Consider the following 20,040-nt stretch of genomic DNA (forward strand, 5'->3'; position numbering starts at 1 on the left):
AATAAACGATATACTGGTCATTGAAGCAAAAGGTGACTACATTGACGTTAAAACTGAACAAAAGGATTATAGGGTACATACCACGCTTAAAAAGATTAAAGAAAAATTACCAGAGAACTACTTTTTACAAATACACCGTTCTTACATTATCAACTTTACTAAGATCATTGATATTGAAGATAACAGTGTGTTAATAGCTAAAAATGTAGTGCCAATAAGTCGTTCTAACCGTCCGGAATTAATGAGACGTTTAAACTTAATTTAAGTCTGTGTTTTTTATGAGATCTACCAATTTTCTTGATAGATCTTTTTAAATATTTCGATTAATTGAACTTTGTTTACGGGTTTTACCACATAGCCGGTAAGTTCTTCAAAATGAGAAGCCCTTTTAATATCACTATCGCGCATAGACGAACTTACCATATAGATATTAATACTGTTCATGATTTTGGGTTTCAGTTTTTTAAATTCGTTTAAAAACCCCCACCCATCTAAGAACGGCATATTAATGTCTAAAAATATTACCTCTGGTAATTCTACTTTTTCATCGGTACATTGAGAGATGTACTCAACAGCCTGTTCACCATCTGTAAAAGTGCTTACAACTAATTCATTTGATAATTGATGAATGGTTTTTTCCATCAAGTATAGATAAAGCTCATCATCGTCAATAAGTAATATGTTTGGTTTTGTATTCATCTTTTCAAAATTTTATTTTAAACGTTGTTCCTTGTCCTACTTTACTTTCAATTGTTATTGTGGCATTAAGTGCTTCTAGTTGCGATTTAATTAAAAAAAGCCCCATTCCTTTTCCTGATATATTTCTGTGGAATCTTTTATATAATTTAAAGATATTTTCTCCATGTTTATCAAGATTTAATCCTATTCCATTATCTCTAACATAAAGTACTTTTTTTTTGTTCTCTAAGGCAGTTTCAAACTGTATATAAGAAGCTACACCATCTCTTTTGTATTTTATGGCGTTAGATAAAAAGTTTTGCAGTATGCTCTGTAAATAGAATTTTGAATATGAAATATGGTCCCAAGCCTTTAAGTCTAAGAGAACTTCAAAATCACTGTTATCTAACAGTGTTTCAGTAAATTCACTTTTTACTTCTTCAATAAGCTCCCCTAAATTGATATCTATAATTTTAATCTCTTTATTGTCTAGAATAGCTACATACTCATTTATGTCTTTTGTAAGATTGGTAATACTATTTGCTACTAGACCTAACTTTGGTAATAGTTGATTTAAGATGTCAGGATTTTTCTCTTTCTGAATCATTTCAACAATTACGGACATACTTGTAACCGGAGAACGCAAGTTGTGAGAAATTAAGTAGTTGAAATCACTCAATTGTTTATTTCTTATTCCTAAACTATTGTTCATTTCATTCATCATACTATTATTCTCCTCTAGTAGATCTTTACTTCTTGTCAATAAAATATTTTTGTTTTCTAACTCTGTATAGAATTGTTCTTTTTCAATTTTCTTTTTTTGAAAAATATAGCAGAGGGTTAGTAGACCAAAAATTGAAATAATATTAAAGGTTAACAAGCTTTCAAATAAAGGCTGTAATTCAGCTTTAACTACTCTTGGAGGAATTTCCAGGGCTATAAGCCAATTAGATGCTGTAACTATTTCTGTTGGTAAGTTAGATATTGAACCAAAAGTAAATGTTGCTCCATTTAAATTAATAGATTGCTGCGACCAAATATGATCATTTGCAACAAAAGAGCTATCTCTATTATGTGTTATTGCTCTGGTATTTAAAATATTGTTTAATGAACTATTCTTATTTTCAGTTTCATAAGGCAAATCTTCTGTTTTGGTACTTGAACTTATAACTCTTAAATCGTCATCTAATAAATAAATATTCTTTTCTTCAACTTTTGATTTTATTTGGTCCAGAATTTTTTTCATTTTAAAATTGATGACCACTAAACCTATTTGATTTTCCTCATTATCAAAAATGGGAGCCACAGTTCTAATTACTGGTTTATGAGGTTTTTCAATTTCTCCATTTTCTTTATTTAAGCTTATTTGAGAAAGATATATTTGATCTTTTTTTAATTGTAATCCTGCTTTTACATAAGGATGGTAATTTTTATTTTGAAGAGCGCTAATTTTAATAGAATCGTTTGCAACCCGTTCGGTTCTAAAAAATTCTTTTCCTTCTAAATCTATAAAGCGAAATTGATCATAAAAAGTAATATCTTCAATAAGTTCTAGATATGACTTTAAGTATGAGGAATGCTCTGTTAAAGGATCAAAATTCTTTGGGTATTTTAAACTAGCCCAATAATGGGCATTACGTAAAAAAGAATAGCATTCTTCTTTAAAGGAAACCTTCTTCATCGTGGTTGCACGAATCTGACGCTCCATAATAAATTCAGTTAATTTTACTTTTTGGGTGTAAAATAAAAAAAGAGAAAGCACTAAAACTGTCAGATAAAGGCCAATAAACATTTTTAAAACTCTCTTCCACATACTGCCTTGATTAGAGTTTCATTTTCAATAGAAATTTTGCTTTAATAACTTACGCTAAAATAAGTAAAATTCTTACAAAATGAACTATTTTATTATTCATTAACATTAATAATGACCTTTATTGCGGTTAATAGATTTTAGCAAATGTAAAAGGACAATTTTAGTTTAATTGATTAATAAATAATGATGATTACAAAATCTTTTTTTTGTATGTTATTTATTAGAGTAAATTATAGGAGTCAATTGTAAATGACATTTTTTTAGTTTAAACTACCAACTACGGTATAATGCACTGTCATGTCACTAATGCCTGCCATTGCTAGAGAATTTGCTTCAATTCTAAATTGTATAGGTATATCTTCTCTACAACCAATAAATTCAAATACCTTAATTGCGGCGTTTCCGTCATTAGGTATTAAAATGTAGTTACCACCATTTTCTGTGGTTAAATCTCTTGGACCTAATGGTTGCGTAGGAAGACCGTCATAAATTGCTGTTTGTGGAAATCTTATACCACTATTAAATGTAGTTTTTGCCTCAACCTTAATATTCTGTGGAGCACCAGAAGTATGCATAAATACTTTGTAACGATAAACGTTTTCAGAACAATTTTCAGAAGATGTAGTTGTAAATCCTAAAATAGGGCTGCTAGATGAATCTAAAATAAAACTTATTAAAGTTGCATCGAAATTACTTTCAAAGCCAATTTGACCGTCATCTAAACCGGCTTCTTCAACTAATTCACTCATATCTTGCGATACGTTAGGAAACCCAGAAACATCTAATGTGCCAGGTAAAAGTTGACCAAATGTTGTCCATGATATTAAATAATAGACAAGGAAAATCATGTACTTTTTCATGCTTAACTTTTTTATTGTATTCTATAAATAATTTCGAAACCATCTGGTAGTGAAACTGCTCCGGGGTTTTCTATGGTATATTTTAATTGATAACCATTGTTTAATCCGTCACCGGTGTAGCCATTAGCAAAATCGTTTACAATAATTTCTTCATTTGTACCTATTAATATAGGACCAAGACGTGGATTGTTAGGAAAATCTCCACCTACACCTGTATTTATTATTTCTACATTTATAGTCATACCAGCTGGCACAGGTTGATTAGATGAAACAAATATTCTTGCATTTTGAAAATTCTCTGCTCTGTGCGTGAAATTTAACCACAATCCGTCAAGATTATCTCCAGTTCCAGTAAAAGGTAAACCAGCCTCAAGAGAAGTTAAATCGGCAGAACCAGAAATACTGATACCTGGATCTGGTTCTACATCAACAATTGCTATAGGTAATACTTCTACAGTTAGCGTATTAGTTTTTTGGTCACCTCCAAAAATAAAAGTATTTGGATCATTTGCATTTAACGTTTCTTGGGCATTTAATAAACAGCTAGAAATTACAAGAACCATTAATATGATATGTTTTATAATAGATTTCATTATTTCCCTACTTTAAAGTTTTTACTTTTAAATTTTATTTTGCGTGATTTTTTTTTCAGTTTAATAACTGCCTGAAAATTATTACCAGGTTTTAAATTAGCGCTGACTGCTCCGTCTATTACTAAAATTTTATTATTTTCTTTAAATCGTATAAGTGATATTGAATAATTTCCTGGAACGATTTGATCAAATGAAAATTGACCCGATTTGTTCGATTCACAATAATAAGTGAAATCACTATTATGTAATTTAATATACCCTTCTAAGTTAACGTCACTATCTATTGACTGATCGTATTGAAATTGTCCAGACACACTTGACGCCTTTACTAATTCAATTACTAAATCCGCTTTTTTGTTTTCCACTACAGTTACCTCATACGGTATTTTGGCAGATGTTATTACCCCTTTTTGTAATGTAGATTCTTCTACCAAAATATAATTTTTACCTAATGGTAGGTTGTTCAATTCAAAATTTCCATTAACATCTGTCATTACTGTTTTACCAGTACCAATAATTTTTATTCCTTTGATATTTACAGTAACATCATCACTAACTACTCTACCTATTAAACCACCTTGTTGTAACACTTTCTTTAGAGGAGCACCAAATGAATATGTGTATTTGGCATACGTAAACAATTCTTTATTATTAAGTGTTCCCGGATTTTCATAATAATTTGCTCGAACTTGAATTTGATGAGATCTGTTAATAGTTGCATGTAGATTGGCATTTACGTAGTCTCTTTTTAAGTATGTATCTTCTGGACTAAAACCGCTATTATAATTTGCACTTACCTTCAAGTTTCTATTTAATCTATAATTAAAACCTGCGTTGTAACGAATGTAATTTATGTTAGAATTAGAATTACCATATCTATTACTATAATTATGGTTAAAGCTTCCTTGTAGTTTTAAATTTTTTGAAAATCTGTAAGATAAATTTAAGTTATGCGAATAGGTATCTCTATAAAACTCACTATTAGCTAATAAATTTTGAGTTTCACCAATACGACCATTAAAATTAACAGTAAATATATTGTCAGTGTATTTGTATCCATAATTTATTCCATACTCTCTATAATGATAATTTTTAGGTTCTAATCTATCCTCTCTAATTCTTTTGTCAAGCCTAAAATTTATAGCATGGTGTTTATTGAATCGATATCCCAATAGGGCAAAGTAATTCTCAAAATATGGTTCTGCAGCATAAAACAAAGGATCTAATGTTTTATTTACTTTGTAAAGACTTTGGCCAATGGTAAAATTCCATTTATTTAAAGAATAATTTAAGCTATTTGAAAATTGTATGCTATTGTTTAAAGTACCAAAGTAGTTTTTACCTGCAACAGTTAGATTACCAGAGTACATGAGATTATTCATTTTTTGAATCAAGTTGAAATAGTTGGCATAATCTGCATCTTTATTAGTTACGCTACCAGAAACCTCAGCTTTAAATTGTGTGTTCCTTTTTAAATAATCTAAATCAAAGGTTAATATTTGTCCTTTCTCAATTGAATCACTGTTCGCAATCACATTAATGTAATTATCTACTCTTTTAGATTTAACAAGAGAAACACCAGCAGTTAAATTTTCATTGGCAAAATAAGATGCTTTAGCGCCAAATAGTGCTTCAGAATCAAAATCATATAATCTTGGTTTATTGTAAAAAGTTGAAAGTGTCCAATTTTCGACTTCCTGGTCCAATCTAAAACCCATTCCGTATTTACCATTAAAACCTAATCTATTGATATAGTAACTATGATCACCTAAATAAAGTGTAGTTTTATCTTTATATGAATAGATTAAACTATACTGATCTGTTACTGCAAATCGTCTTAGATTCTCTTGTTTTGGACCTCTTAATATGAAATTTAAATTGTGTTCCCTGTTCACATCTAAATAGCCACTACCTGTAACCTCTGCTGATACTGTGGAGAAATGTTCGTTTCTTGTTGTAAAACTATTATAAAAAATACCTGCTTTTATTGGAAATCGGAAATAGTTATCTTCTTGTTTTATCCTAACAGGAAAAATTTTATAACTATTAAATGCCTTAATAGTTTTTCCAGAAGTTATACTGAAAACTTCTAAGTTTAAACTACTATTTCTCAGCTTAAATATTTTATTACTTGTTTTATGACTAATGGTTGCTATTATAGTAGAATCAGGAGCTAGTGTATGGGTTGTATTCCCTAAAATTGAATTGGTAGATGATAAGTTGATTTCTTGAGTAGTGTTTCCCTTGTTCTTAATAATATATGTAGCTTCAATTGTTTCACCTGCTTGTATATTTTGAGGAATACTTACATTCAACATTTCAAGGGTATAGTTATTAGCCACATTAAAGGGTATGTCAAAACTCTGCAACTCATTATATTTTTTATTCCTAATATAAAGTTTACCGTTTACTTTTCCAGAAGGACTATCTGCGGGTATAAAGAAACTTATAATGGCATTTCTTTTTTGATTAGGATTAAATGGCTTTAAACTACTAATAGATATAAGGCTCCAGTCTTTTGGTAGTTTAGCTGCTATATCTATACTCTCTACAGTATTATTGGTGTTTTCTATTTCAACTAACAGTGTATGTTTTTGATTGGTATTTAGAATATCATCACCATTTAAAACCTTTACAATAAATCCATTAAACAAAGTCTCGGTTATTGTATTTTTATTAAATATTTGAGTGTTGTTGGCATTTATTACAACCGTTTTTTCAGTGGAAGAATCCTTTTTAAGTGTATTTTTTAATGGTGTTTTATTGGTTAGTATATTTTTAGACTCGTCACTGTTTTTTGTAGCTATGACGTTTTGTACATTTTTATTAGAAGAAGTTTGGCTTGATGGTTGTAGGTTTGGTGAGCTTATATTTTGTGCCGGAAACATAGCAGGGTTGTCTACGCTAGTTGTTGGTTCTGGGTTAGAAGGTTTATTTTTATTCAATAAAGAATTGATATCTACAACCCCTAAATATTTAACTTTTGCATTTTTGCCAGTATTTTCTGTTTGAGTTCCATTAGCTAGAATGGTTTCAGTGGGCAAAATATCATCTGATATAGCATTATTGTTACTAATTAAATCTAATTTATTTTCTTCATTGCTAATATTTGATGCTACTGGAAGCTTCTCAAATGAATTATTCTCATTCTGTTTTAGCACATTATTATTCTCGGTATCTAATTTTGGAGTATTAGGACCTTTTGAATAGGTATTATTCTTAATTGCTGTAGCTGGACCAATTTGAATTTTGTTATCCAAATTTGCTTTACTAGCTACATTTTTTGGTGATGCATTATTTAAATTACTATCGGGATTTATTAAAGTTTTTTCATTTCCACCAATAGGTTTTGTAGCTGAAAAATCTTCTTCTTTTTGCGCAATATTCTGTTTTTTAACATCTTCTTTTGAAGAGTTAGTGTCCAAAAATTTCTTATTTAATACCTTACTGTTACTGTTACTGTTACTGTTACTGTTAGAAATAGGTAGTTCAATTTCTTTTAATAAAACTTCTTTAGAATTTTCTTTAGTTTCTATATCAGCCTCAGTAGAAAAAAAATCACTATTCTTTATAGAATCTATATCCTCTTCGTTTTCAGCACAAGAATAAAAAATAAGGCATAGTATAAGTAGGTATGCAGTTAGATTTTTCATGATTTGGGATGCCTTTAGTTAGAGAATTCTTCATCTATGGTCAGGGTAATATTGGCCCCAATAAAATCTTCCCTAGATTCTGCTATCAATACACATTCATATTCTCCTATCTCTAAACTGGTAAGGTCTAAAATGTAGTCTCTGCAAAAACCTGGAAAAGCCATGTTTCTGTCTGTTTCAAATTCATATATTTTATCTCCATTATCATTGTAAACTTCTAGAGTCAACTTTACTCCTTCAATGAATTCACCCTCATTCAATATTTTAACATCTAATTTTCTTTTTCCATTAATTGTTAGGTCATTCAGGTCTATAGTATTGAAGTCTATATTAACCTCATCTTGTAAATTAACATCTGTCAATAGGGCTACAGAATATCTGATTTTGGTATCTAAACCAACTTTATCATTTAAAGCCTCTTCTTTAATTGGTTTCTCAACATTTACCATTAAGGTAGACCAATAGGAACCTTTTAGATTCTGATCTTCAGGTATTGTTATGGTAAACCTATATACGTACTTTTCTTTAGGTCTTAATGTCTTCTCCATAAGTTCAGCATTGAACCAATCTAGCGAAGATTGTGAATGAGTTGTTTCTGATGTGAAAAATCTATCTTGTGTACAAGAGAATATAATATCGTTTAATTCAAAAGTTATTCTTTGTTCCTCTGTAGAATTATTGATAAGTATAACTTCGCCAGAAATAACGTCGCCAGAAACACCACTGTAGGAGTGTGTAAGCCCGTTTGTAACTATTACACTGGAGTAAGTTTTGCTTATAGTCAAAAACAAAGTAATTAGGGTTAGGAATAATGTTTTCATGATGTAATGCTTTATTTGTTTAGGATGAGTTTTAGACTCTTTTCAAATTTAAAGAGCAAAATCCACCTTTTCTGATCGGCTTCGGTGAATGACCAGTAGCCTAAGACCAATGGATATCTGATATAGAGTAACGAAAGTTTGGTAAATTAGAATTTGTTCTGTTTTAGAATAGCAGGCATTAAAAAAGGCCTCTACTATAAAGTAAAAGGCCCTTTTCTCCTAACCAAAATCCCAAATGAACTATAAGTCTGACAAAGTGTATCTTAATGTTGCTTGATATAAACCGGCTGCATAACCAGCAAAATTTCCATTTTGTTCTAATGTATACGATAATCTAACTCCAAAACTTTCATCGCCTGTGTAAACACTCTCAATACTATTAACTAACATTGCATCAGTTCCAATAGGTGTTGTTACTCCTAGGGCTACTCCTCCAGGCGTTACAATACCTGCTGAATTTACAGTACCGCCATTAGCAATAATTACAGGGGCCTCTGGAGTAATTCTTAAATCTAAATTACCAGGAAAAGTACTACCGGGTTCAAATTGAACGTCTATTTGTCTGGTAACATCAAAACCAGAACCTGCTTGACCAGTTACACTAGTATAATTTAAATATAAATTTTGGTAATTAATATCTTGAAAGGCATATGTACCAGCTTCAGCATTAGTTCCTACTAAAGAAACGTTTGTCATATCAAATAAAATAGAACCAGCTTCAAAACCGGTATTGGCATCATAGATATCCAAGATTGCCAGTTCAGGGACATTTACATCTAATTGATGTGTAGCAACATTTGTGTCATTGTTATCTTGAGCGGTTAAGCTGTAAGCAGAAATTAACATTGCTGCTGCGATAGATAGGTTAAGTTTTTTCATGATTAAAATTTATAAATGATTATTAATTATGATGTAAATGTAGTGTGAAGCCTCAAGTTCTATGTTTTGATTTCCGTAGAATACCATTTACTATAGACGAGATATAATTTTGGTACTTTAAAGCATTACTCTTAAGTACATATTCTTTTCAAATAGCCCATATACCGTACTTTGTTAAATCTCCTTTAAAGTATTTGTTAATTAGATTATCACTTATATAATTATCGCTTATATAAATGAAAAACTTTCTTATAGCATAATGCATAGTAAAAACAAACTCACCCTAATATTTACTTAAATATTAGGGTGAGTTTTAATAGGGATATTAAGAAGCTTCTGTGCTTTTTGGTATATTAATTTAAACAGCTAGGCAGAAGTTTTTTTTGGTTATTTTGAAATAGAAGTCTTTTTTAAAATCATCAACTATTAATTGATGATAAATAAAAATATGTTTAAAAGTGAGTTAGTTTTCAATCATTTCGTTGATACTCCAGTATGAAATAACTCTTTTGATTTTTTCAACATAGTCTTCGTATTTATTTGGTTTTTTTATAAAACCAGCTATACCAATTTCATATGATGTTAGAATGTCTCTGTGATTTACCGATGTTGAAAGAATAATTACTGGTATGTATTTCCAGAAGGTATTTTTCTTTAAAATATTTAAAAATTCAAGTCCATTGATAAGCGGCATACTTAAATCTAAAATAATTAGTTCGGGTAAATGTTCAGCGTTGTTCATTATTTTTAATGCTTCTTCCCCGTTATTAGCATTTTGAACTGAATGTTTTGGATTGAGGTTAGATATAGTTTTTTGAAATTTTAATTTTTCAAGATTATCATCTTCAATTAGTAGTATACTTAAAGTATGTTCCATTTTTTTTAATATCGAATATTTAACTAATAGTTTTGTCTGGTCATTATGTTGAGTAATGAGTCTTAGTTATCTAAGATAAATACTATTATTAAATTTTAGGAATTCTAGATAAATTCTATCTAAAATGACAGTTTAAAGGAGTACCTGCAATTTGTCAATAGCCTTAATAATATTTGCTTCTTCTAACGGCTTTTCTATATAACCAAAAATATTATTGAAACCCGAAAACCTGCCTCTGTCACATGCCCTATCAGAAGAGGATAATATATAGATATGAATATCTTCAGATAATTCTCTCATTTTATATTCTATCATGAATTCATGACCATCCATTATAGGCATATTAATATCTAAGAATATTAAATCTGGACTTTGATTTTTTAAATATTCCAATGCCTGGGCACCATTCTCAACAGAATCGATATTTTCAATACCAATTTTAGTTAATTTTCTTGAAGCGATAAAGTTAGAAACAGAATCATCATCTATAAGTAAAATTTTAAGTTGGTTCAAATTAGTTTGGTTCATTATAATGTTATTTTAAAGTTTGTTCCTTTATTTTTTTCGCTTGTTACTTTGATATTTCCACCGTGAGAATCAACAATGAATTTTACAATGTATAGTCCAACACCTAAGCCTTCCACATGTGTGTGCATTCTTTTAAAAAGTCCAAATAGCTTATTAGGGTTTGACTTTAAATCTACACCGAGGCCATTATCAGTTATCTCAAGAATAGTTCTATCATTTTGTAGGCTAGTAGATATTAAAATTTTTGGTTTGACTTCTGGATTTCTATATTTAATTGCGTTGGTAATTAAATTATGTAGAATACTGTGCAGATGGGGTTTATGGTAGTTAACTGTTGAATTTTCAGAGTAATTTTCGATAAAAGTTATATTAGCATCAATGATTTCTTCAGAAACTTCCTCTTTTATGGTGTCTACTATATCAGAAATATTAAGTAGCTCCTTTTTTCCGTCAATTGTAGATTTTAGACCAATTACTTTATTAACGGCATTTAACTTTGATGACATGATATCAAAAACATGAATTATTTTTGTATAAATTGGATAACCAGATTCTACAATTAATGACTCATCTTTTAAAATCCCTAATAGACTTTGTAGGTTTGTTAATGGCGCTTTTAAATCATGAGCCGCAGCATATGAAAAAACTTCCAACTTTTGGTTTTTTTCAGTCAGCTCATCATTAAACTCTTTTAATTTTATTTTATCCTTCTTTTGGTTATCTATAGTATTTATTAAGTTGGTAATATTAAGTGCAGAAAGACCCAAACCTTCACCAACCCTAAATGCTTTTACTAAAAAAACAAAATCTCCAGTAGGTAAGTTTAAGCGAACCTCTTCCAAATCTCTTCGTATACCTGTTTTTATAACTTCTTTATACGCTTCGTATCGTTGTTTGTCAGCGTTAGGGAAAACGTCTAAAAAATGTTTTCCTACAACCTCTTCTCTTGTAACTGGTATAGTTTTTAAAGCAATTTCATTTATATCTACGAACATTAAATCTTTATCGAAGATTACAAATGGAGAATGAGCCATGTCAAAAAATGCAGCTCTTAATTGATGTATGTTATGTTTCATCTTGTAGGTATTGTATTAGGATTTGGGGTTAAATTATACTACAAAAATTAAATTATAATTCTACTTGCTTTTAGAAATAGCGATGACCATATGAATAGCATAGTTAATTAGAAGATAAGTATAGATGAATTGCTAGATTAGTAGTTGAATTTATTACTGTGGTTTATTATTACATCTATGAATTATGTATTTTATCGATAGTCCTGAAATCAGTGATGTTTATTGATAACTATAAGTTGTTTAAAATGTATACTAGCAATCGCTTCTAACAGTTTAGGTTGGTTTTACTAACTGCCACAAGGACCAATATTAATTTTAGCACTTTTTGTTTTTATAGTGCTCAATTCTTCTTAATGCCAAAGCGTATCTTTGCGATATATAAAATAGGGGTTGAGCAAAATTCAAAAAATTATTTCTGGTTCTCTTAAAGAGCTTTTGCAGTATTTGGGCAGTACCAATTTTTCAAAGTCGGTACTTACCGTTATCGCTGTGATTACCCCCTTGTTTATAGGTATTAATACAGGATATACAGAAATTGGTCTAGCTATTTGTTTTGGTGCTTTTTGGTGTAACCCTAGTGATGTAAACGGCAGTCAAAAACATAAAATTTACGGTATTCTATTCTCTGCGGCTTTGGTTATGGTCGTTAGTTTTATTGGCGGGTATTTACATTACTCCAATTGGCTTGCCCTTGTAATTTTAGGGGTTCTTAGTTTTGGTATTTCATTAATCGCCTCTTATGGGTTTAGGGCATCTTTAATAAGCTTTTCTGGTCTTCTGGCTTTAATTTTAAGTTTTGCCCATACACCAGGCCAATTAAAAATTTATGAGTATTCTTTGTTGGTTGGGCTTGGCGGACTTTGGTATTTGGCCCTTTCATTATTATGGTACAAAATAAACCCTAAAGGACAGACCGAAGAGATTTTATATGAGATCATTGGTAAAACCGGTGATTTACTTAAAAAAAGAGGTAAGCTTATTAATGGGGAAACAAATAGAAAAAAGCTTCAAAAAAAAATATTCTTATTACAAAGTCAACTAACAGAACAGCATGATACTTTACGTGAAATTCTTATACTTTCCCGTATCAATTCTGGTACTTCTACATACAATGGCAAACGGGTTTTAGTACTTGTACAATTAATAGAAATGCTAGAAACTGCAGGTGCCAATCCGGTAAATTATACTAAAATGGATGAGCAATTTGCCATATATCCTGAGTTTACCCAATTATTTCAGCATCTAATCTTTAACATGGCAGACCAATTGCAGTCTATGGCGAAGATTGGGAATAAGCCCAATGAACTACCAAAGCACCAACGGTTGAATAAACAGTTTATGGAGCTTAGAAACAAAATTTCTGAATTAGGTACTGTTAAGAATAGTAAGGCTTATGAAGCTTTTATCATGTTTCAGAATCTTTTGGAATACCAAGAAAAGCAGTTTGATAAACTCAAAAGAATCAAATGGCTGCTTAGTGATCATGATGTAGCATCAGAAGAGTTTATAGATAAAGAGATTTTAAAACGATTTTTAATATCTCAAGATTATAGCCCACGAATATTACTTAGAAACTTAAGTTTCAGGTCTACCATTTTTAGACATTCATTGCGTTTGGCAATTACGCTTATGGTTGGCTTTGTATTGGGTAATTTATTTTCGTTTCAGAATTTGTATTGGATCTTGTTGACCATAATTTTGATAATGAGACCTAGCTACGGCCTTACCAAGGCACGGACAAAAGATAGAACGGTAGGTACCATTATAGGAGGTGTTATTGCTACTGCCATTGTATACTTGGTTCAAGATATTTATGTGTACGGCATACTGGCGTTAATATCATTTGTAGTAGCACTTTCAATGCTACAAAAGAATTATAAGTTATCTGCTATATATGTTACTCTTAGTATAGTATTCATTTATGGCATTCTTCAGCCAGATATTATGACGGTAATTCAATACCGAATTTTAGATACGTTGGTTGGTGCGGGTTTATCGTATTTGGGTTTTTTATTGTTATGGCCTAGCTGGAGCTTTCAAGAAATACAAAAAGATGTAACTAAAAGTGTACAGGCAAACCAAGTATACCTATCTAAAATTGCAGATTTCTATATCAATAAGGGTAAAGTGCCCACTAGTTATAGATTGGCACGTAAAAATGCTTTTTTGGAGACATCCAATTTAAGTTCCGCTTTTCAGCGTATGACTCAAGAACCACATTCTAAACAAAAGAATTTGAATAAAATATATGAGTTAGTAGAGTTGAACCATAATTTTCTCTCCTCTTTGGCGTCATTGAGTATTTATATTCAAAACCATAAGACTACGGAAGCTTCTGAGCGTTTTAATGGTATTATACATAGAATCGATGAAAACCTTTCTGTTGTTCTTGATGCCCTATCTAATGACCCAAACACTGTAGCAAAATTAAATTTTGATGAGGTAGTTTCATTTGAAAAACAATTGCCCAAGTTTGAATCTGAAAACGTTATTCTAAATAATACAGATAATAGCGCATTGAAAAGAAACCATCAAGAAGAGCAGTTGATATGGGAACAATTACGATGGCTATTTTCCTTGAGCTCTAATATGATGAAATTGACAACAAATTTGTAGTAGCTGATGTTATTAAATTAACGTTCGGTTTTTTTGAACTCTAAACTCTTTGATTCTAGATATTTCCAAATTTCTGACATATTTCTTGAGTCTGATAATTCATTAAAATCAGGTTGCGAAAGGCAATAAGAAAGAAAGCCGTTGATGTTAGCTTCTGGAATATTGAAATGTTCCGCTATCGTTTGCTTTGAAAATTTATAAATGATTTCTTTTTCCAAAGCCATATTTTCATCACGCTTTACCATCTCTTCTAATGATTTGGTTCTGCCAGAGACCTTGTTCATGATTTTATGGGTGTTGACCTTTACACTTAAACCAACGTAACTCAGTATTTCAATCAATTTACCATATTCGTCCATTGTTTGTAGACTTACATATTTTCCCCTGTCAGCCTCTTGTAACAGCCTTTCGCTTTGGGTCATTTTGGTGACATCTGCATTTTGTAGTCCCAAAGAATATGATGTTACGGTTGGTTCTAAATGCAACCTATCTATGTCTCTGTCAATATCTCCGGTCAAATTATAAGGAGTAACCGTTACCTCATTTAAATCGATTACATTATCAATTAGCTTAATCGTTATTAAACTACTATTCATATGAGATTTGCTAATTACTATTTCTTTTGGTAGGTATTGAACTGCAGTTATGCGAAGCGAGTCTTTTAATTTTACCTCAATTGAGAATAAACCTAAAGAATCTGTAATGGTAGATTTCTTAGAATTAAGATTAATAATCAGCACATTAGATATATCATTTTTAGTACTTAAAACTTTACCCTTTAATAGCGTAGTATTGTCTTGACCAAACCCTAAAAACGTGGCAAGTACTGCTGTAAATAAAAATATAGAATGTTTTGGCAATGGCTGTGTTTGTGCTAAAAATACTACGCCGTTATTTAAAAAATATAAAGATTAAGTTAAAATTAAATTGCTGTTTTGTAGTCTGTTAGAGTTGTTTAAGACAATGAAATCTCTTTTGTATAGCAAGATTAATCCTTATAACGCTTACCTTTTTCAAGTGTCCAAATGTTCAAAACAGTACCTTTTAACAGGTTTACAGTATCTGGTTTTACCAATTCTATTTCTACAATACTGTTTGTAGCAATGTTATAATTTTTACGCTCTAATAAGTAACCATCAACATAAACATTGGTTTGTTCGTCCAAACCAAAGAAGTTGTTTAATTCTTTTTGTGTTTTGGTAGCGGGACTTTCAACTAGTTCAAATAATATGATGCCAAATTCATTTAAATTGTAAAACTCGGTACCTGCTCTGGTATGTTTGTCTTTGAAAACTGAAACTTCTTTTATCTTACTTTTTATGCCTTCTTTAGTATCGGCTAATGAGTTGAGAAGGCGTTCATTTCCTATCACATTTGGAACTATAAAGTAGGTGGAGCTTGCGGTTTTAGCTTGTGGTAGTTTATTAAAATCATCTTGTGAGAGCATACTAGATGTCATCAATAAAAACAACAATAAAATTGTAATCTTGCCCATTTTTAAAAGTAATAGCATTACTAAATATAGGAAGTTTAGATTATAACTTTCTAATTAATAAAATATGAGAGATAAAAACAATAGGTACAATACAGGTTGGTAAAAAACAATATGGAAATTCTAAAAGCGCCATATTTGGCTGATTAAATGCAAATTGCTGAATGGGTAGCGGTGAAGATAATATTGCGATTATAACAATGCTAGATAGAAATAACAAACCAATACTATTCCAAATCATATAGTAAGCTTTTGATATTCTTTTTTTGCTTACGAGCCGATAAATTAAAATTGCTACTGCAGTTACACCAATTAAAATATCAAAATTCCACCCGATAAATGTCATAATTTCGGGGATTAGTCCTGCTAGAAATAGTTGATATAAACATAATTCTACCGGTATCCTTATAATATGTATGCCAAGTAAATAATTGGTATTTAATTTATCAATTGAAATCTTTTTTAAACAATATATGGTAAGTAGGATAGTTGCTAAAATTGCCAATGGAAATAACATGGGCTTATTTTTAAAGACCCCTATGAATGCTAAAAACCCTATTACTATTTGCCAGAGAAAAAACAGCTTAACCACGTGCATGTTTTTTCCTGTTGCTCTGTAGAATAAGAACAAAGTAATAAAAGTGAGTAGTATGAATGTGACTTGCAACATTTTATTATCTACCAAACTGTCTTAAATGATGGTCTGTATGTTTATAAACAAAAATGCCAATTTCATCATTTGTCATTTTCCCAAAGAAGGGGTGGGTAAATTCTGAGTTTGAAAAACTAGAATAATCGTTGAGCAATTTAATCCATTTCTCTTTTTCATCATTAAAATCACCTGATCCGGTTATTTTGAATTCTGGATGTGTAGGTTGGTTCTTTCTCATTTGGTTATCATTTTTCATGATTCCCTTTAGCGCCATTCCTCCAAAAAGTTTACCTATGAACAATCTCTTATATTGTTTTTTGCCCTGAAACAATTCTTCACTTAACGTACAATGCTTCAGCATTTGATAACTGTCCATTTTACCCCATTGCGCATTGTCTATTTCTTGTAAAGCCTGTATACGTTCTATTAGTTCATTGCTAGTGTTTGTATTGAAAATTGTTTTCATATGGTTAGTTTAAGTAGTTATAAATGAGTTTGTAAATAGTTTAAAATAACATCTATGTGACGCATTGCTTAAACAAATATATGTGGCACATTCAATTAAATAGTTGCCATATGGCAAAAACGTATTTTATGAAGCTATTTCTTTTCTAATACGACTTAATGAATATTTTGTAATGCCTAAATAGGTGGCTATATGCTGTAATGAAACATTCTTAATTACATGAGGCTTTTCTTTTAGTAATTGTAAATAGCGATCTTTTGCTTCATCGGCTATAAAAGATACACGCTGATTTTTAAGTGCGAAGTAAGAACCTACTAATTTTCTTCTGCCTTGTTCCCTAAATGCCTCAATACTATGAAATAGTTCTTGAAAAGTATCAAAATCTAATTGCCAACATACCATATTTGTAATGGCTTGAATATTTTCCCGTGTAGGATTACGAAGAAAGAAAGACGACCAATCTATAGCGATATCTCCTTGGCTATAAAAGTCTGTAGTAATATCATTTCCTTTAGTATCGTTTACAAAGGAACGAGCAAATCCGCTTTCTATAAACCAATAATGGTTTTCAATTTTTCCTTCTTTTAATAGATATTCGTTTTTTGAGAAGCTTACTTTTTTGAATTTGGGAATAATTACTTCTAATTCTTTTTCTGAAAATGTAGCAGGTGAGAATATGTTATTTAGAAAATGATCGGTTTGCATTTTAAAACGTCTATTTAGAAATGTAGCAATGCTTATTAATTTGTTTCTAAATTACTTATAATTTGCTTTTAACTAATTACTTACCTTGTGTTATTTTGTAAGTTATTGTTCAGAGAGTTATTGTTCATTCTTTATCTGCTCAATACCTTCACGATACGTGGTAACCGAAAAATCTGGAAATCTATTTTTAAACTTTGTAGAAACGAAAATGTTATCGTGTTTGTACCTTGGTAACAATTCTTGTAATTCTTTTATTTGTGCCTTGAAAATACCACCTAATGTGAATACAATTTTAGGAACTACAGTGTATTGAAAAGATGTGCCATATACCTTAGAGGTCAAAGCAATAAACTGTTTGTAGGTAAGCCGAGAATCATCACAGGGTAGGTGCCAAGTTTGATTGTAGGTGTCTGGTGAGTTGCCAATTAAAGCCATTGCTTTACTGGCATCCGGAGTCCAAATTAAGGTTCTTAAAGTATTGTCACTAATAAATACCTTTAGCTTTTTATTGTTTTTTATGTTATTAAAAATGATAGCATTGGTAATGCTTTGCGTTTTACCGGGACCATAAAATTCTGGAGCTCTACATATAACAGCTTCTAATTGGCCAGATTTCATTTCCTCTAAAAGCATATTCGTAATTTCTGCTCTTATTTTTCCTTTTGGTCCAACAGGTGAAAATTTACTTTCTTCGGTTAAAGGAGTGTCGTTCTGTGCATACATGTAAGTATTATCAAAGAAGACTAGTTTTACTTGGTATTTTTTACATGCATCTATTACATTACGCATCATAATAGGAAATTGGTCTACCCACATTTTTGTATTCATAGGTAGGCCAACTGTTAAGTATGCAATGTCACTTCCTTTTACAGCTTCTTCGGTTTTTTTCTTATCTAATAAATTGGCAGAAAAGAGCGTGTCCGTATCATTAACCTTTTTAGGGTTTCTACTGACCAGCCTTATATTAGAAGTGTACTTCTTCTTAAGTTCTTTTGCTAATTCAATTGCGATTTGGCCGTTGGCTCCAAGTATAGTTTGCATTTATAAGATTATTGCTTTCTGATCCAATATTGGGTTCTACCCAATAATGAAAAGCCCAAATACCCTCTCACTTTTAATTTGTTAGGTTCTTCTAATTCTAAATAGCATTTATATTCTTTACCGTTTTCTGGATCTAAAATAGTACCATCGTTATATTCATCACCATCTTTTTTAATATCCTCAATTATGACCAGACCTCTTATTTTTTGCCCTTTTTTTGAGCCTTTACAGTTATCGCAAACTTTGTCTGCATCACTCTTATAGCTATTGACTATTTTGGCAAAGTAAGTATCGTTTGTTTTGTAGATTTCTATGAGAGCTTTTTTCTCGTTTGTCTCGTCATCATAGGTTTCCCATTGACCGGTAATAGTTTGTCCGTAGCTAATAAAACTCACTGTCATTAGTAATAGGAAGAATAAATTTTTCATGTTTGTGTACTATTATATTTTGTTGATTTTATCGACACCCTCTTTTAATTATCTATGTTATTAAGGGTGAAAAATAAAGATACTATTTCTTTGAATACTTACAGCCAATGCTGATTTTTTGGATTAAAAATTCAACTAAATTTTTAAGAATTTATCAGAATTCACACTAGATATCAATTGCTTATACTAAACAAAGAATAAGTTCATTTTTTTTAATTGCTTAACCAACAACCAACTAAGTACTAGCCATTTGTTTTTTCTTACGCTTCTGTTTAAAATGGTCTTTGTCAGCTATGTAGATTGTTTTTCTGACTTCACAAAACACTTGTGTTTTCTCTTTATTAGTAAGCTGAGTGGTCTTAATAATATCAATTTCTTTCTTTTCGGCTACTTGCACTCTTATTTCTTCAAGCTCTTTCTTAGAAAAATCGAAGTCTGCATACAAATTTTCTTTTGCCGGTTTTTTAAAGAATATTTCGGCAGATTTATCCCAAACTACATAGTCGTTTCCCATAATGCTTAATAGTTGAATCATAGGTATGGGATCTACCGCTGAGAACATACTACCGCCAAAAATGGAGTTTACATAATTTTTGTTCTTGTAGCTTATTGGTACTATTATTTTTACATGCAATAGATCTTCAGACACTTCAATTAATTTCGCAGTGCTTCTTTTATACATAGGTGATAGATTGAAGCCATACTTAAATATTGTATTTTTCTTAAATACTTTTGATGCTAACGCTTCAACTTTCTGATAAATTGACATATTGTTTTTATAATTAAAAAAGTGGAAGCAAAATTAATTGAACTTCTAAAGTTCCTCTAACTTTCGAACCGATAATTTTGCAGCAACTACACT

Annotated in this window: 20 protein-coding genes; 2 read left to right on the plus strand and 18 right to left on the minus strand. The window is 30.6% G+C overall.

Going from position 1 to position 20,040, the window contains the following annotated elements; genetic code table 11:
- Window positions 1-265: LytTR family DNA-binding domain-containing protein (locus ABJI11_RS07685; protein WP_348350927.1), on the plus strand; the 265-nt coding region annotated here is incomplete at its 5' end.
- Window positions 266-285: 20 nt separating this feature from the next.
- Here ABJI11_RS07685 and ABJI11_RS07690 read toward each other — a convergent pair.
- From ABJI11_RS07690 to ABJI11_RS07735, 10 genes are all read right to left on the minus strand, one after another.
- A complete protein-coding gene (locus tag ABJI11_RS07690) occupies window positions 286-699 on the minus strand; it encodes a response regulator (RefSeq protein WP_348350929.1) in 414 nt (137 codons plus the stop codon).
- Window positions 700-703: 4 nt separating this feature from the next.
- Window positions 704-2,386, minus strand: a complete 1,683-nt coding sequence (locus ABJI11_RS07695; protein WP_348350931.1) for an ATP-binding protein — start codon at window positions 2,384-2,386, stop codon at window positions 704-706.
- Between the two features lie 365 nt (window positions 2,387-2,751).
- Window positions 2,752-3,351 (minus strand): hypothetical protein, encoded by a 600-nt coding sequence (locus ABJI11_RS07700; protein ID WP_348350933.1) that lies wholly within the window; start codon window positions 3,349-3,351, stop codon window positions 2,752-2,754.
- Between the two features lie 11 nt (window positions 3,352-3,362).
- Entirely contained in the window at window positions 3,363-3,944 is a 582-nt protein-coding gene (locus ABJI11_RS07705; RefSeq protein ID WP_348350935.1) for a hypothetical protein, read from the minus strand.
- Entirely contained in the window at window positions 3,944-7,597 is a 3,654-nt protein-coding gene (locus ABJI11_RS07710) for a hypothetical protein (RefSeq protein WP_348350937.1), read from the minus strand. The genes ABJI11_RS07705 and ABJI11_RS07710 overlap by 1 nt, the downstream gene beginning before the upstream one ends.
- Window positions 7,598-7,611: 14 nt before the next feature.
- On the minus strand, window positions 7,612-8,418 hold the full coding sequence (locus tag ABJI11_RS07715) for a hypothetical protein (protein ID WP_348350939.1): 807 nt from the start codon (window positions 8,416-8,418) through the stop codon (window positions 7,612-7,614).
- 240 nt (window positions 8,419-8,658) lie between these two features.
- Window positions 8,659-9,297, minus strand: a complete 639-nt coding sequence (locus tag ABJI11_RS07720) for a hypothetical protein (RefSeq protein ID WP_348350941.1) — start codon at window positions 9,295-9,297, stop codon at window positions 8,659-8,661.
- Between the two features lie 463 nt (window positions 9,298-9,760).
- On the minus strand, window positions 9,761-10,174 hold the full coding sequence (locus ABJI11_RS07725; protein WP_348350943.1) for a response regulator: 414 nt from the start codon (window positions 10,172-10,174) through the stop codon (window positions 9,761-9,763).
- Window positions 10,175-10,306: 132 nt separating this feature from the next.
- Entirely contained in the window at window positions 10,307-10,702 is a 396-nt protein-coding gene (locus tag ABJI11_RS07730) for a response regulator (RefSeq protein WP_348350944.1), read from the minus strand.
- Window positions 10,702-11,778 carry an ATP-binding protein gene (locus tag ABJI11_RS07735; RefSeq protein ID WP_348350945.1) on the minus strand — a complete coding sequence of 359 codons (1,077 nt, stop codon included), beginning with the start codon at window positions 11,776-11,778 and terminating at the stop codon, window positions 10,702-10,704. The genes ABJI11_RS07730 and ABJI11_RS07735 overlap by 1 nt, the downstream gene beginning before the upstream one ends.
- A 390-nt stretch (window positions 11,779-12,168) precedes the next feature.
- On the opposite strand from ABJI11_RS07735, the gene ABJI11_RS07740 reads away from it, so the two are divergent.
- Window positions 12,169-14,394, plus strand: coding sequence for an FUSC family membrane protein (locus ABJI11_RS07740; protein ID WP_348350946.1), 2,226 nt, complete (start codon window positions 12,169-12,171; stop codon window positions 14,392-14,394).
- 17 nt (window positions 14,395-14,411) lie between these two features.
- Here ABJI11_RS07740 and ABJI11_RS07745 read toward each other — a convergent pair whose 3' ends face one another.
- The 8 genes from ABJI11_RS07745 to ABJI11_RS07780 form a co-directional block, all read right to left on the minus strand.
- On the minus strand, window positions 14,412-15,254 hold the full coding sequence (locus ABJI11_RS07745) for a hypothetical protein (RefSeq protein ID WP_348350947.1): 843 nt from the start codon (window positions 15,252-15,254) through the stop codon (window positions 14,412-14,414).
- A 128-nt stretch (window positions 15,255-15,382) separates the two neighbouring features.
- Window positions 15,383-15,889, minus strand: a complete 507-nt coding sequence (locus tag ABJI11_RS07750; RefSeq protein ID WP_348350949.1) for a hypothetical protein — start codon at window positions 15,887-15,889, stop codon at window positions 15,383-15,385.
- Between the two features lie 40 nt (window positions 15,890-15,929).
- Entirely contained in the window at window positions 15,930-16,571 is a 642-nt protein-coding gene (locus tag ABJI11_RS07755; protein ID WP_348350951.1) for a hypothetical protein, read from the minus strand.
- On the minus strand, window positions 16,561-17,004 hold the full coding sequence (locus ABJI11_RS07760) for a DUF1569 domain-containing protein (RefSeq protein WP_276492455.1): 444 nt from the start codon (window positions 17,002-17,004) through the stop codon (window positions 16,561-16,563). Before ABJI11_RS07760 ends, ABJI11_RS07755 begins: the two co-directional genes overlap by 11 nt.
- A 126-nt stretch (window positions 17,005-17,130) precedes the next feature.
- On the minus strand, window positions 17,131-17,709 hold the full coding sequence (locus tag ABJI11_RS07765; RefSeq protein WP_348350953.1) for a Crp/Fnr family transcriptional regulator: 579 nt from the start codon (window positions 17,707-17,709) through the stop codon (window positions 17,131-17,133).
- Between the two features lie 117 nt (window positions 17,710-17,826).
- Window positions 17,827-18,750 (minus strand): NAD-dependent epimerase/dehydratase family protein, encoded by a 924-nt coding sequence (locus ABJI11_RS07770; protein WP_348350955.1) that lies wholly within the window; start codon window positions 18,748-18,750, stop codon window positions 17,827-17,829.
- Window positions 18,751-18,758: 8 nt separating this feature from the next.
- Entirely contained in the window at window positions 18,759-19,178 is a 420-nt protein-coding gene (locus ABJI11_RS07775) for a DUF2147 domain-containing protein (RefSeq protein ID WP_348350957.1), read from the minus strand.
- A 235-nt stretch (window positions 19,179-19,413) separates the two neighbouring features.
- Window positions 19,414-19,947, minus strand: a complete 534-nt coding sequence (locus ABJI11_RS07780) for a DUF4442 domain-containing protein (protein WP_348350959.1) — start codon at window positions 19,945-19,947, stop codon at window positions 19,414-19,416.
- Window positions 19,948-20,040: the final 93 nt, after the last annotated feature.

Origin of the sequence: Maribacter sp., from assembly GCF_039968975.1 — a bacterium.
Classification (GTDB): domain Bacteria; phylum Bacteroidota; class Bacteroidia; order Flavobacteriales; family Flavobacteriaceae; genus Maribacter.